13 protein-coding genes are annotated in these 12,858 nt (G+C 60.9%); 10 read left to right on the top strand and 3 right to left on the bottom strand.

From position 1 onward, the window contains the following. Window positions 1–16: 16 nt before the first annotated feature. The 4 genes from ACFSDX_RS10160 to ACFSDX_RS10175 all read left to right on the top strand — a co-directional run bounded on the left by ACFSDX_RS10160 (window position 17) and on the right by ACFSDX_RS10175 (window position 4,349). A complete protein-coding gene (locus ACFSDX_RS10160; protein WP_382313254.1) occupies window positions 17–670 on the top strand; it encodes a phosphopantothenoylcysteine decarboxylase domain-containing protein in 654 nt (217 codons plus the stop codon). Next, window positions 663–1,589 (top strand): type IX secretion system protein PorD, encoded by a 927-nt coding sequence (gene porD / locus ACFSDX_RS10165; RefSeq protein WP_382313255.1) that lies wholly within the window; start codon window positions 663–665, stop codon window positions 1,587–1,589. The genes ACFSDX_RS10160 and porD overlap by 8 nt, the downstream gene beginning before the upstream one ends. A 188-nt stretch (window positions 1,590–1,777) precedes the next feature. Further along, the gene (gene recN, locus ACFSDX_RS10170) at window positions 1,778–3,451 is read left to right on the top strand and encodes a DNA repair protein RecN (RefSeq protein ID WP_382313256.1); all 1,674 of its coding nucleotides are present in this window, start codon (window positions 1,778–1,780) and stop codon (window positions 3,449–3,451) included. A 64-nt stretch (window positions 3,452–3,515) separates the two neighbouring features. Further along, on the top strand, window positions 3,516–4,349 hold the full coding sequence (locus ACFSDX_RS10175; RefSeq protein ID WP_382313257.1) for an enoyl-ACP reductase FabI: 834 nt from the start codon (window positions 3,516–3,518) through the stop codon (window positions 4,347–4,349). 73 nt (window positions 4,350–4,422) lie between these two features. Here ACFSDX_RS10175 and ACFSDX_RS10180 read toward each other — a convergent pair whose 3' ends face one another. After that, window positions 4,423–5,229, bottom strand: a complete 807-nt coding sequence (locus ACFSDX_RS10180; RefSeq protein WP_382313259.1) for an SDR family NAD(P)-dependent oxidoreductase — start codon at window positions 5,227–5,229, stop codon at window positions 4,423–4,425. A 215-nt stretch (window positions 5,230–5,444) separates the two neighbouring features. Between ACFSDX_RS10180 and ACFSDX_RS10185 the strand changes: the two genes are divergently transcribed. Continuing rightward, on the top strand, window positions 5,445–6,659 hold the full coding sequence (locus ACFSDX_RS10185; RefSeq protein ID WP_382313260.1) for a lactonase family protein: 1,215 nt from the start codon (window positions 5,445–5,447) through the stop codon (window positions 6,657–6,659). A gap of 102 nt (window positions 6,660–6,761) precedes the next feature. Here ACFSDX_RS10185 and ligA read toward each other — a convergent pair whose 3' ends face one another. Together ligA and ACFSDX_RS10195 are read right to left on the bottom strand one after the other, a co-directional pair. Continuing rightward, a complete protein-coding gene (gene ligA / locus ACFSDX_RS10190; protein ID WP_382313261.1) occupies window positions 6,762–8,771 on the bottom strand; it encodes an NAD-dependent DNA ligase LigA in 2,010 nt (669 codons plus the stop codon). 193 nt (window positions 8,772–8,964) lie between these two features. Continuing rightward, on the bottom strand, window positions 8,965–9,204 hold the full coding sequence (locus ACFSDX_RS10195) for a hypothetical protein (RefSeq protein ID WP_382313262.1): 240 nt from the start codon (window positions 9,202–9,204) through the stop codon (window positions 8,965–8,967). Window positions 9,205–9,493: 289 nt separating this feature from the next. Here ACFSDX_RS10195 and ACFSDX_RS10200 point away from each other — a divergent pair, with 289 nt between their 5' ends. From ACFSDX_RS10200 to ACFSDX_RS10220, 5 genes are all read left to right on the top strand, one after another. Further along, on the top strand, window positions 9,494–9,754 hold the full coding sequence (locus ACFSDX_RS10200; RefSeq protein WP_382313264.1) for a hypothetical protein: 261 nt from the start codon (window positions 9,494–9,496) through the stop codon (window positions 9,752–9,754). After that, window positions 9,747–10,091 carry a hypothetical protein gene (locus ACFSDX_RS10205; protein WP_382313265.1) on the top strand — a complete coding sequence of 115 codons (345 nt, stop codon included), beginning with the start codon at window positions 9,747–9,749 and terminating at the stop codon, window positions 10,089–10,091. The genes ACFSDX_RS10200 and ACFSDX_RS10205 overlap by 8 nt, the downstream gene beginning before the upstream one ends. Before the next feature lie 326 nt (window positions 10,092–10,417). Further along, on the top strand, window positions 10,418–10,993 hold the full coding sequence (locus ACFSDX_RS10210; RefSeq protein ID WP_382313266.1) for a cupin domain-containing protein: 576 nt from the start codon (window positions 10,418–10,420) through the stop codon (window positions 10,991–10,993). A 1-nt stretch (window position 10,994) separates the two neighbouring features. Next, complete coding sequence (locus tag ACFSDX_RS10215; protein WP_382313267.1) at window positions 10,995–11,843, top strand: helix-turn-helix domain-containing protein; 849 nt, start codon at window positions 10,995–10,997, stop codon at window positions 11,841–11,843. 183 nt (window positions 11,844–12,026) lie between these two features. Then, complete coding sequence (locus ACFSDX_RS10220; protein WP_382313268.1) at window positions 12,027–12,680, top strand: cytochrome c oxidase subunit 3; 654 nt, start codon at window positions 12,027–12,029, stop codon at window positions 12,678–12,680. Window positions 12,681–12,858 lie beyond the last annotated feature (178 nt).

The following is a 12,858-nucleotide window of genomic DNA, read 5'->3' on the forward strand; positions in this document are numbered from 1 at the left end:
ATTGATAATTATAAAGATGCACGTTCTCCTCACCGCCGGGCCTACCTACGAGCCGCTCGACCCGGTGCGCTTCCTAGGTAACCGCTCGACGGGCAAAATGGGCTACGCGCTGGCCGAAGCCTTTGCCGAAGTTGGGGCGGAAGTCACGCTCATCAGCGGGCCGGTGCAGCTGGCGCCGCCGGCCAGCCCGCGCATCCGTACGGTGCGGGTCGAAACGGCGCAGCAGATGTATGAAGCCGCCGCGCGGGTGGCGCCCACGGCCGAGGTCTGGGTGTTTGCCGCCGCCGTGGCTGACTATCGGCCCGCCGTGGTGGAGCTCGAAAAAATAAAAAAATCCGGCGATACGCTCACCCTGGAACTGGTCAAAAACGTGGACATTGCCGCCACGCTCGGCCAAACCAAGCGGCCTGAACAATTTGCGGTTGGTTTTGCGTTGGAGACTACGAACGAGTTGGCGCATGCCCTAGGTAAGCTTCAGCGCAAGAATTTCGATTTGGTCGTGCTCAACTCGCTGCGCGATGCAGGCGCGGGCTTCGGCCACGATACTAATAAGGTAGCGGTGCTGGACCGCACCGGCCAGGTGCTTAACTTTGAGCTACAGGCTAAAACCGAACTCGCCCGCGAGTTGGTGCAGCTCATTCAGTCCCGATTTATTGTTTCTCATGCGTAACGTATTCACGGTGTTGGCCTTACTGCTGGGGCTGCTAACGGCCGGCACCAGCCGGGCGCAGGAGTTGAACGCCGACGTGCAGGTGTCGCTTCAGAACGTGACCGTAACCGATGCCTCCCTGGTTAACCAGATGCAGGCCGAGATGCGTCGCATCCTAAACGAAACGCCCTGGACCCGGCTGACCTACGCCCCCAACGAGCGCATCAATTTGCGCATGTTTGTGGGCATCACGGCCATTCCGCAGAACGGCACTTATGTGGCTACGATGCGCTTAATTGCGACGCGGCCCGTGTACGGCACCGGCTACGAAACCAACGTGTTGAGCCTCAACGACCGAAACTTTATCTTTAACTTCTCGCCGGCCGCGCCCATCTCATTTATTCCGGGCAGTAACTCCTTCACCAGTAACCTGGCGTCGCTGCTGGGCTTCTACGCCTACCTTGTCATTGGCACCGACCAAGACACGTTTTCGCGCCTAGGGGGCTCGCCCTATTACGACCAGGCGCGCCTCATCGTGCAGTACTCCGCGGGCCAAACCACGACTACCAACGAAACCGACACCGGCTGGACCGATTCGAGCCCGACTAGCCGCTACTGGCTGCTCAACAACCTGACCGACCCGCAGCTCGAGCCCTTTCGCACCAGCCTCTACGCTTATTACCGGCAGGGGATGGACGTCTTTATCGAAAAGCCGGCCGATGCCCGCGTCTCGATTATGGGTGCGTTGAGCGCCATCCAGAAAGCCAACGTTATCCGCCCCGGTACACTGTTCGTGCGGGCCTTTTTCAACGCCAAGGCCGATGAGATTACCAATATCTTTCGCACCGGCACCCCTGAGCAAAAACAGCAGCTCGTGACCATGCTCAGCGACGCTGACCCCGACAACCTGGCCAAGTACCAAACGCTCCTCAATCGCTAATTAAATCGCAGATTTAACGGATTAAACGGATTTCGCAGATGCGGACTATGCCGAAACCCGTCTGCTATTTCATGCGTGAGCTCCGCGTTTTTTATTAGTGTATTAGTGACAGTAGCTAATCTGTCTAAACTGATTTCGTAGCTCGTACGCATCTGCGCAATCCGTTAAATCCGTTAAATCTGCGATTCATGTTACTCGATTTACGTATTCAGAATTATGCTCTTATCGAGCAATTAGAGATGCGGCCGTCGCCGCTGCTCAATATTATTACCGGCGAAACGGGGGCGGGCAAGTCTATTATGCTCGGCGCTATCGGGCTGCTACTCGGCAATCGGGCCGACTCGCGGATGCTCTTCAATAACGAACGCAAGTGCGTGATTGAGGGGCAGTTTGACATTAAGAACTACCAGCTGCAAGATATTTTTGAGTCGGAAGACCTGGACTACGATGCGCAGTGCATTCTGCGGCGCGAAATTAGCCCGTCGGGCAAGTCACGGGCCTTTGTCAACGACACGCCGGTGACGCTGGAGGCCCTGCGTAAGATTGGGGCGAACCTCATGGACATTCACTCGCAGCACGACACGCTGCTGCTGGGCGATGCCGTGTTTCAGCTCAACCTGCTGGACCTCTATGCCAACCTGGTGCCGACCCGCACGCAGTACGGCAACGCCTACCGCCAGTACCGCCGGCTCGAAACCGACCTCAGGGCGCTGGAAGACCAGGCCGCTCAGGCTAGTAAAGAGCTGGATTACAATAGCTTCTTGCTGAGCGAGCTGGAGGAAGCCAACCTCGATAAGGAAGACCAGGACGCCCTGGAGCAAGAGGTAAAGCAGCTGGAGCACGCCGAGGAAATCAAGTACAAGCTCAGCCAGGCCCTGCACGGCCTGCGCGACAGCGAGAGCTGTGCCACCGGCACCATGAAAGATGCTTCGACCCTGCTGAGTCAGGTCGCCGGTTATTCCGAGACGTTTCGGGAATTGCGCCAGCGCCTCGAATCGTGCCTGATTGAGCTACATGATATTGCCGACGAAGTCGAAACGGCCGAGCGCCAGACCGAGGGTGACCCCGCCCGCGCCGAGGAGCTGCAAGCCCGCCTCACGGTGCTCTACAACTTGCAGCGCAAGCACCAGCGCCGCGACATGCCCGGCCTGCTCGAAACCCGCGAGGACCTGCGCCAGAAGGTAGGCTCGGTACTGAACCTGGACAAGGAAATTACGCGCTTGCGCAAGGATTCCGATGCCGCCCTGGCCCAGGCCACCAAGCAGGCCGCCCGGCTGTCGGAGAGCCGCCGCAAGGCGTTTCCCAAGTTTGAAAAGGAGCTCAGCACCCTACTGGCCGACCTAGGGATGCCGCACGCCCGCATCGTGGTGGAGCACAAAACCGGTCCCCTGGGGGCCAGTGGCTCCGACGTGGTAAGCATCTTGTTCACAGCCAACAAGGGCGCGCAGCCCCAGACGCTGAGTAAGGCCGCTTCGGGTGGCGAGTTTTCGCGCTTGATGCTGTGCATCAAGTATATGTTGGCTGACAAGACGGCGTTGCCCACGATAGTGTTCGATGAAATCGACACCGGTATCAGCGGCGAAATCGCGGTGAAAGTAGGCCGCATGATGCAGCAGATGGCGCACAAGCACCAGCTCGTGGCCATTTCGCACCTGCCGCAGATGGCTGCGGCCGGCGACACGCACTACTTTGTGTACAAAGAAGACCGCCCCGACCGCACCGTGAGCCGCATCCGGCAGCTGAGCCCGGACGAGCGCATCAAGGAAATCGCGCACATGATTGCCGGCGCCAAGCCCAGCGAAAATGCTTTCCAGAGCGCCCGCGAGCTGCTAGCGCTGCGCGGCGAAGAAGTAGCGGGGTAAAGACTAACAGCATAGTGTAGTACGGATAGCGTTACTTTTGCGGAGCTAACCCTGACTATTCCTCATGTCCCACAACCTCCTTGCCGGCAAAGTCGGCATCATCTCCGGCGCCCTCAACTCGCAGTCTATCGCCTGGAAAGTCGCTCAGAAAGCCCACGCCGAAGGCGCCCGCATCGTGCTCACTAATGCCCCGCTGGCCATGCGCATGGGCGAAATCAAAGTGCTGGCCGCCGAAATCGACGCGCCCATCATTCCGGCCGACGCTACTTCGATGGAGGAGCTTGGCACGCTGTTTACCGAAGCGCAAGCTCACTTTGGCGGTAAAATCGACTTCGTGCTGCACTCGATTGGCATGAGTGCCAACATCCGCAAGGGTAAGAGCTACGGCGACCTGGACTACAAATTCTTCCAGCAGACGCTGGACGTATCGGCGCTGTCGTTTCACAAAATGATGGCCGTGGCTGAGAAGCAGGACGCCCTGAATGAGTGGGCCAGCATCGTGGGCCTGAGCTACATCGCGGCCCAGCGCGCTTTTCTTGACTACACCGATATGTCGCAGGCCAAGGCCATGCTTGAGAGCATTGCCCGCAGCTACGGCCAGCGCCTGGGTACCCTCAAAAAGGTGCGCGTGAACACTATTTCGCAGTCGCCGACCAAGACCACGGCCGGCACCGGCATTAGCGGCTTCAACGCGTTTTACGAGTACGCCGACAAGATGGCGCCGCTCGGCAACGCATCGGCCGAGGCCTGCGCCGACTATTGCGTGTCGCTCTTCTCGGATTTCACGCGCTTCGTAACCATGCAAAACCTGATGCACGACGGTGGCTTCAGCAGCGTCGGTATCTCGGAAGCCATTGTAGACGCCATCACGAAGGCTTCGGCCGAGCCGGCTCAGTAAGCGGACCTAGAGTGCTAAAACAAGAAAGCCCGGCTGGTGAAGCCGGGCTTTCTTGTTTTAATATAGCATTGTGCTATTGCGAGCGCTCGTCGCCGTCTACCGGCGCGGCTTGCTTGTGCATCTGGGCAGCTACTACGTTGTCGGGCAGTAGGTTGCCGATGACTGCCTGCACCTTGTTCATAAAGCCCGACACTACTTTGTCTTTGCCGGCCAGCAGCGCTTCGTAGCCATCCTTGGCCACTTCGGCGGGGTCGGCTTTGCTGCCTTCGGCCACGATTTTGGCGCGCTCCATGTCAGCTTTATTAAAGAAATCGGTATCCGTGACGCCCGGCTCCAGGATGGTGATGGTCACGCCGCTGTCCTTGGTTTCTTCGCGCACGGCTTCGGTGAAGGACGTGACAAAGGCTTTGGTGCCGTGGTACACCGCCTGGAGCGGGCCCGGAATTTCGGCGCCCAGGCTCGATACCTGCAAAATTTTGCCGCTCTGGCGAGCTACCATTTCCTGCAAATACAGCTTGGTAAAGGTCACGTAGGCCCCAATATTGAGCTGAATAATATCCAGCTCGCGGTGGATGTCGGTAGTCGTGAACGCGCCGTACTGGCCCTGGCCCGCGTCGTTGACCAGGGCATCAATTTGAATACCTAGGGCCTTCACTTCTTCGTAAACCTCAAACGGCGCCTGGGGCTCAAACAAATCCTTGGCGATGGTCTGGACCTGCACCCCATACTGCTGGAGCTCGGCGGCGGTTTGGCCGAGCTCGTCGGAGTTGCGGGCTACGAGTATGAGGTTGTAGTGGTCTTGGGCGAAGAGTTTGGCTAGTTCGCGCCCGATGCCGCTGGTGGCACCCGTAATGAGGGCATATTGCTGTTGGTCTGCCATGAGTCAAAAACTAAAGGTGTAATGAGCCTAGGCTAACGAGTTAATAAACAATGCTGTTATGGCTGGGCTTACGGCCGCAAAACTAGCATGGTGCAGCTTACGACTGCCACGTTGCCGCCCGCCGCAAGTGCCGAAATCAACCCAAAGCCCGTAGCTTTAGGCGCTTGAAAGCGCGCTGGTTGAGCCAGCGGCCTAGCCTCATTCTTCCCCTTGTCATGTTCTTTAATTCTACTTCCCATCCTAATTTTTTGCGCTTGAGTACCCTCGGGCTGGTTACCCTGGGGCTCGCGGCGGGCTGCGCCACGTCGCGCCCAGCTAGCACCAGTGCTAGTACTACCAATGGCTATCTCGTGTACGTGGGTACCAACGTGACCTCCGACCAGGAGAACACCATTTACCTCTACCGGCTCGATGCGGGCACGGGCGCCCTCACGCCGGTGAGTGCCCAGAAGGGCGGCGCCCAGCCCACCTACCTCACCATGGACGCCGGCCACCGCTACCTCTACGCGGTGAGCGAAACGCAGTCATTCCAAGGCCGGCCCAACAGCGGGGGCGTGAGCGCGCTGGCCATCGACCAGCGCACCGGCGCGCTGACGATGCTCGACCAGCAGCCCTCGCTGGGCGCGTCGCCGTGCTACATTAGCCTCGACCGCTCGGAGAAGAACGTGCTGGTGGCGAATTATTCGACCGGCAACGTGGCCATGCTGCCTCGGCAGGCCAACGGCCAGGTGGCGCCGCCCACCGACAGCGACCAGCACCAGGGCCCCCTAGGCACCCACAAAAACCAGGATAATCCCCACGCGCACTGCATCATCGCCGACCCAGCCAACCGCTACGCCTTTGCCGTGAACCTAGGTACCGACAAGGTGTACAGCTACCGCCTCGACCCCGCGCACGGCAAGCTGGGTGGGCCGGGCCAGGTAGCCTTCGCGGCCAAGCCGGGCGCCGGGCCGCGCCACCTCACGTTCCACCCCAATGGCCGGTGGGCGTACCTAGAGAATGAGTTGGGCTCGACCGTGACGGCGCTCACCTACGATGCCAAGGCGGGCACTTTCCAGGAAACTCAGAGCCTGACGACGCTGCCCAGCTCTTACCAGCAAGGCGACAACTCGGGGGCCGACGTGCACGTGTCGCCCGACGGGCGGTTTGTGTACACCTCCAACCGGGGCGATAACAGCATCGCCGTCTTTGCCGTGGATGGCGGCAGCGGCCACCTGACGCTGGTGCAGCACGTGAGCACGCAGGGTAAAACGCCGCGCAACTTCGCCCTTGACCCCAGCGGCCGGGTGCTACTGGTGGCTAACCAAAATTCGGGTAATATTTTTACGTATCAGATTGACAAGCAAAGCGGTAAGCTTACGCCTACGGGCCAGTCGGTGCAGCTACCCTCGCCGATGTTTGTGGAGGTAGTGCCCGATTTTACGAAATAAGGTTTCGCGCAGTATTGCGGGGTTTTAAAGCGCAGGGTTTCGCAGTGTTTTCTTACGTAAGAACACTGCGAAACCCTGCGCTCTTAACACTGCGCGAAATATCTAATCCACTGGTAGCAGCGCCAGCAATTCGTTTTCCGAAATAATCGGCACTTTCATCATAGTGGCTTTTTCGCGTTTGGCGGGGCCCATGTTTTCGCCGGCCACGAGGTAGCTCAGCTTCTTGGAGATGGAGCTCGTGATTTTACCACCGTGCTGCTGAATAAGATCTTGCAGCTGTTCGCGGCTGTAGTTCTCGAACACGCCCGATAGCACGAAGGTGAGGCCCGCAAAGCGGTCGCTCACGGCTTTGGGTGGCTCGCCAGTTACTTCGAGCGGCACGCTGGCGGCTTGCAGGCGTTGCACCAGGTGCTGGTTTTCGGGCTGCTGGCTCCACAGGGCCATCGAGTCGGCAATGACGCCGCCGACTTCGGGCACGTCGGCCATCTCCTTGGCCGAGGCGGCCAGGATGGCACTCATGGTACGGTAGTGCTGGGCCAGCTTTTGGGCCACCGTCTCGCCCACGTAGCGGATGCCCAGGCCGAAGAGCACCCGCTCGAAAGGCACGGTTTTGCTCTTTTCAATACCCGCGATGAGGTTGTCAATCGACTTCTCGCCCAGGCGCTCCAGGCCGATAAGCTCGGCGCGACGCTGGGGCAGGTCGTAGATGTCGGCCGGCGTTTTTACCAGCCCTAGGTCAAAGAAGCGACCCACGGTTTCGGCGCCCAGGCCGTCGATGTTCAAGGCTTTGCGTGATACGTAGTGCTCTAGGCGGGCCTTGAGCTGGGGCGGGCAGCCGCGCTCGTTGGGGCAGCGGTAGTGGGCCTCGCCCTCGGGGCGGACCAGCGGCGTGCCGCAGGCCGGGCACTCGCTGGGGTAGCGGATGGGCTCGGCCCCGGCGGGGCGGGCGGCGAAGTCGACGCCGGTGATTTTGGGAATAATCTCGCCGCCTTTTTCTACGAAAACCATGTCGCCGAGGCGCAGGTCGAGCAGCGCTATCTGGTTGGCGTTGTGCACGCTGGCGCGCTTCACCACGGTGCCAGCCAGCGGCACGGGCGTGAGGTGGGCCACCGGCGTCACGGCCCCGGTGCGGCCCACGTTGTACTCGATGCGCAGCAGCTCGGTGCGGGCCGCGGCGGTCGGGTATTTGTAGGCAATGGCCCAGCGCGGGCTCTTGGCTGTGAGGCCAAGCTGGTCTTGCTGGCGCAGGTTATCGACCTTAATAACGATGCCATCGGTGTTCACCGGCAGCTCGAAGCGCTTCTGGGCCCACTCGTGGATGTAGGCGAGCACCTCGCCTAGGTCGGCGCAGCGCCGCCAGGTGGGCGAGACGGGCAGGCCCCAGGCGTTGGCAGCCTCTAGGCTCTCGCTGTGGCTGGTAAAGTGCCGGCCCGGCGTAAGCACCGAATAGGCGTAGAAGCGCAGGCGCCGGGCCGCCACCAGGGCCGAATCTTGCAGCTTGAGGGCGCCGCTGGCCGCGTTGCGGGGGTTGGCCAGCAAGGCTTCGCCGTTTTGCTCGCGCTCCTGGTTGAGGTCATTGAAGACCTGGTTGGGCATGAAAACCTCGCCGCGCACCTCCACATCGGCCGGAAAGCCGGCGCGCAAGTGCAGCGGCAGCGTGCGGATGGTGCGCACGTTGGCCGTCACCACGTCGCCGCGGGTGCCGTCGCCGCGCGTCACGCCCTGCTGTAGCTCGCCGGTGGCGTAGTGCAGGCTCATGGCCACGCCGTCGAACTTTTGCTCGCACACGTAGCTGTAGGGCGCGCCTTCGAGGCCCTTTTGCACGCGCTCGTCAAACTCGCGCAGGTCGTCCTCCGAGTACGTGTTGCCCAGGCTCAGCATGGGGTAGCGGTGCTGGGCGGTGGCAAACTGCTTGGTGATGGTGCCGCCCACGCGCTGGGTGGGCGAATTGGCCGGGGCCAGGTCGGGGTGGGCTTTTTCGAGCTGGTTGAGCTCGGCCAGCATCGCATCAAATTCCTGGTCCGAAACCTCGGAAATATCGTGCTGGTAGTATTGATTGTTAAGGTAGTGCAGGCGCTGGGTGAGCTCCTGAATGCGGGATTGCGGGTCCATAGAGTGGGGCGAGGCAGGTAGCGTAGTCGGGGTGGAAAAGCTGGCGATGAAAAGCGAAAATAGAACGTCCGTCATGCTGGGCTTGCCGAAGCATCGCAGCTGGTTCGTGGGAGTACTATTCCGGACGTAACCAGCCACGATGCTTCGGCAAGCTCAGCATGACGGACGTTTTTCAACGACTTAGCGAGTGGCCCTAGGCCAGGGCGGCGCGGAAGCCGGGCACTACGAGTGTCGAGCTGCCCTGCTTTTGCTGGGCATCTTGCCGGCCTTCCTCTTCGGTGCGGGCGGGCGGCGCGTTCTTATCGCTCTCGGGGCTGCCCTGCGATTCCTTCATTTCGGTCGGGATGATGGGCTCGCTGGGCGTTTTGGGCATAAAGCGGGCGAGCAGCAGGATGGCGATGGTAGCGACGGCAAACCAGGCGAAGAATTTCATGGTAAAAGAGAATGATAGGCAGAACCCAATGAGATTGGCAAAAATACGCCTTCTGCCGCAACGGCAACCCCGGCCCGGCGGTTGCGTTTGGCAAAAAAGTGAGGGAGCAAGCAGGTGAAGGGGCGAATTGGCGGGTGGCGGCGCGTAGGGCTGATGCATATTTGCGCTGCTACCGCGGAAAATCCGTCCGCTACGCCGGCCGCTCGGCTTCATTTTCAGCAAAAGCGCGCCGCTCACCACCTCACTTTCTCCCTACTTCAACACCTCACTTTTTCACCCACTCACCCCAATGGCTGACCAACCTTCCTGGGCCGATACGGCCGCCTCGCTGCTCACGCGCCTCTCGGGCGGCCTCGAGCTCAACTGCGGCTTCGACCAAATGGAGCTGCAAGTACCCAACCAACTAAACCCGGCCGGCCCGCCCGCCACTTGGCGCCTCAACGGTACGCTGCGCATCCGCACCAAGGGCGACGCCCCGGCTAGTGGCCTGAGCATCAGCGCTGCCCCGGTTATTTCGCCCGTGCCCGACCCCGCCAACCCGCGTGGCTAAGGCCCTGGACATAGATGCCCGGCTGATACTGACCTGGCCGGGCGGGCACGAAATCCAGCTCGCCGGCTCCGGCTCCTACCTCATCCTGAACGTGCCGAGCCAGCAAGTGCTCGACCTGATTACGAGCGGCCCGCCGCAGCCGCCCGGCGCTCCCAAGCGGCCCAAGCCCAAAACCGACCCCTTGCAGGAGCTGCACGACCTGGGCCGCACCCTAGGGCTGGTGCTCGACCTGCGCGTGGCGGGAAAAACCCACGTTCTGTTTGGCCTGCCCGACCGCGACAGCCCCAAAATTACGCTCAGCGCCGTGCTAGGTAAGATAGGGTCGTTTTTTAGGTAGAAGATGTTTACTACACGAAGCGCGAGCAGGCGCCGCCTACCCACGCCAGCCGGGGAGCTCTGCTTTTTTACTGGGCATTTGGGTAGCTAATACCAAAGTGATTGTCCTTGCAAGCATAAGCACAGCAAAGCAAGCGTACTTAGCTGGCGGCTGAACAAATGCAATTGCTTCGCTACGCTCGCAAAGACAGGCAATTTCGGTGCTTGTTCACGCACCATACATAACTAAATCTGGTAAGAACCGGGCCGAAAACGCCCGATTCTTACCACTAGTGCGCTGCCCGCGCCCGGCACCTTTGCGTAGCTTTCCACCAACCCCAGCTAGCTATGCAACGCCGCAGATTCGTAACCGCCACCGCCGTTGCTACGGCATTGGGGGCCGCCCACCTAGTACAAGCCGCTCCCCCGGCCACCGGGCGGGCCACTAGGCTTTTTGTGGTGAAAGCGGGCGCGAGCCGCTTCGGCGAGCGAACGCCCTTTCGGGGTGTAAACCCCAACGACCTGAAGGTGTCGGGCCGCGATACGGGCGGCGCCCTGGCCGTGTTCGAGTACGTGGGCACGCAGCGGGTAGGGCCGTCGCTGCACGTGCACTTCGAGCAGGATGAGCTGTTTTACGTGGTGGAGGGCGAGTACTTGTTTCGGGTGGGCGACGAGGAGTTTACCGCCCGGCCCGGCGACACGGTCTTTGGCCCGCGCAACGTGCCGCACGCCTGGCTGCAGCTCACGGACACCGGCAAAATCGTATACCAGGTGCAGCCCGCCGGCACGCTCGAGCAGTTCTTCTCGGCCGTGAGCCGACTCCAGGGCCCGCCCACGGCGGCCGCAATGCAGCAGTTGCACCAGGCGCACGGTATGAAAGTAGTGGGCCCGCCCTTAGCTTTGAAGGAACCAGCCTTGCGATAAGATGCTGCTCCACTACTTCTTACCTAGCCCAGCCCTGCGCGAGTACGTGCGGCTGCTTCAGCTCATTCACTTCGACTTCTCGGCCTCGGCGGCCGCGCTGCCGGTGAAGCCCTACTGGCCCCGCCCCGAGAACTGCCTGGCCTTTTACTTGCGCGACCCCGAGGCGGTGCGCTACGTGGGCAGCAGCCAGCTGGTGGCCAAGCCCCGGGTGGCGCTCATCGGCCAGCCCACGGCCGTGACCCACCGGCACGTGGGCCGCCACTGCCTGGTGCTGCAAGTGGTGTTTCAGCCGGGCGCGCTGCATCGGCTCACGGGGCTGCCCATGAGCGAGCTAACCAATACTTTCGTGGATGCGGAGGCGGTGTTTCCCCGCGAAATCAGCCGGGTGGCCGAGCGCCTAGGCGGCACCGACCAGTACGCCGAAATGACGGCCATCGTGGAGGCCTTTTTGCTGCAGCTGGTGCGTCGGCGCCGGCACGAGCTGCTGCCGATTGATAAGGTCAACCGCTTGCTGCTTGACCCCGGCCATTTTGGGGTGCTAAGGCGCCCGACGGTGGAGCAGCTGGCCAGCGCCGCCTGCCTGAGCGTGAAGCAGTACTACCGCAACAGCGTGGCGCGCCTCGGCGTGGGCCCCAAGCTGTTTGGCCGCATCACACACTTCGACCACGCCATCAAGCTCCACAATGCCCACCCCGGCCTCGACTGGCTGAGCGTGGCGCTGGCGGCGGGCTACCACGATTACCAGCACCTGGTGCGCGATGTGAAGCACTTTACCGCCCACACCCCCACCGAGTTTGCGCAGCAGGAAACCCAAGCCCCCGAGCGCGCCTTCGGCCTCATCGAAACGTGAGCCGCCGCCGGCTCTGCCGGGCAACGAGAAGAAAGAAGTAAAAGCAACAGGAATTTTAGGGCAAAAGCGGCTGTGTCGGCAACTTAACCCCTAGGCAAAAGCTTTACTACTACGCCAGGTGTTAGCTTTACTGAGGCTACTTTCCTGCCGGATTTCTTTCTTCACTCGACGCGTATTTTTTGCTTGAAAACGCCTGATAATGAACGCCGCCAGATAGGGGCGGGTCGCCAACCCGCCGGTAGCTCAGCCTTTGGGCGCATGGAGCGCGTGCCGCCGCTGCTGCTCATGGTTTACCTGGCGCTGGCGGGCATCGGGGTGCTGTTTACGGTCCTGGTAATGATGTACGTCTTCACCCGGCTGCAAGACGGCGGGGCGCCGAGCGGGCGCCCGTTTCCGCGCTACTTCTCGCTCAGCACCATCGTGTTGCTGGTTTCGTCCTACGTGCTGGGGCAGGCTCAGCGCCTGTACCGGGCCGATGACCTAGCCAATCTGGTGCGCTGCCTGGTCGCTACTTTGGTGCTGGCCAGCATCTTCTGCGGCCTGCAGCTGGCCGGCTGGCACGAGCTTACGCAGCAGGGCGTGCTTTTTCAGGATGCGCCCAGCGGCACCTACATCTACTTTATTTCGGGCGTGCACATTGCCCACATCGTGGGCGGGATGCTGTATTTGCTGGTCCTGCTACTGCGGGCACGGCACGCCGCCCGCGATGGCGTGCGCACGCTGGTCTTCATCCGTAACCCCTACCACCGCCGGCAGCTCCAGGCCGTGACGGTGTACTGGCACTTCGTGGATGTGATTTGGCTGGTGCTGTTTGCGGTGTTTCTGTTCATGTATTAGTTTCTAGGGTGCAGTATTTTGCCTATAGCTAGTTAAGGTTGTAATAGAAGTGAATTTCCTCTTGCGATACTATTAAAAAGGCCACCCCAACGGGTGGCCTTTTTCGGTGTGATACACCTCGTCGTTGAGTCTTGCGGGTAGTGAATGCTATTGTCCCCGTAGCGCGGACTGTTAGTCC

It is taken from the genome of Hymenobacter bucti, from assembly GCF_042681145.1.
GTDB lineage: Bacteria > Bacteroidota > Bacteroidia > Cytophagales > Hymenobacteraceae > Hymenobacter > Hymenobacter bucti.

Coding starts and splice junctions, on each gene's coding strand:
- ACFSDX_RS10160 (WP_382313254.1), top strand. CDS start 17: ATGCACGTTCTCCTCACCGCCGGGCCTACCTACGAGCCGCTCGACCCG.
- porD (WP_382313255.1), top strand. CDS start 663: ATGCGTAACGTATTCACGGTGTTGGCCTTACTGCTGGGGCTGCTAACG.
- recN (WP_382313256.1), top strand. CDS start 1,778: ATGTTACTCGATTTACGTATTCAGAATTATGCTCTTATCGAGCAATTA.
- ACFSDX_RS10175 (WP_382313257.1), top strand. CDS start 3,516: ATGTCCCACAACCTCCTTGCCGGCAAAGTCGGCATCATCTCCGGCGCC.
- ACFSDX_RS10180 (WP_382313259.1), bottom strand. CDS start 5,229: ATGGCAGACCAACAGCAATATGCCCTCATTACGGGTGCCACCAGCGGC.
- ACFSDX_RS10185 (WP_382313260.1), top strand. CDS start 5,445: ATGTTCTTTAATTCTACTTCCCATCCTAATTTTTTGCGCTTGAGTACC.
- ligA (WP_382313261.1), bottom strand. CDS start 8,771: ATGGACCCGCAATCCCGCATTCAGGAGCTCACCCAGCGCCTGCACTAC.
- ACFSDX_RS10195 (WP_382313262.1), bottom strand. CDS start 9,204: ATGAAATTCTTCGCCTGGTTTGCCGTCGCTACCATCGCCATCCTGCTG.
- ACFSDX_RS10200 (WP_382313264.1), top strand. CDS start 9,494: ATGGCTGACCAACCTTCCTGGGCCGATACGGCCGCCTCGCTGCTCACG.
- ACFSDX_RS10210 (WP_382313266.1), top strand. CDS start 10,418: ATGCAACGCCGCAGATTCGTAACCGCCACCGCCGTTGCTACGGCATTG.
- ACFSDX_RS10215 (WP_382313267.1), top strand. CDS start 10,995: ATGCTGCTCCACTACTTCTTACCTAGCCCAGCCCTGCGCGAGTACGTG.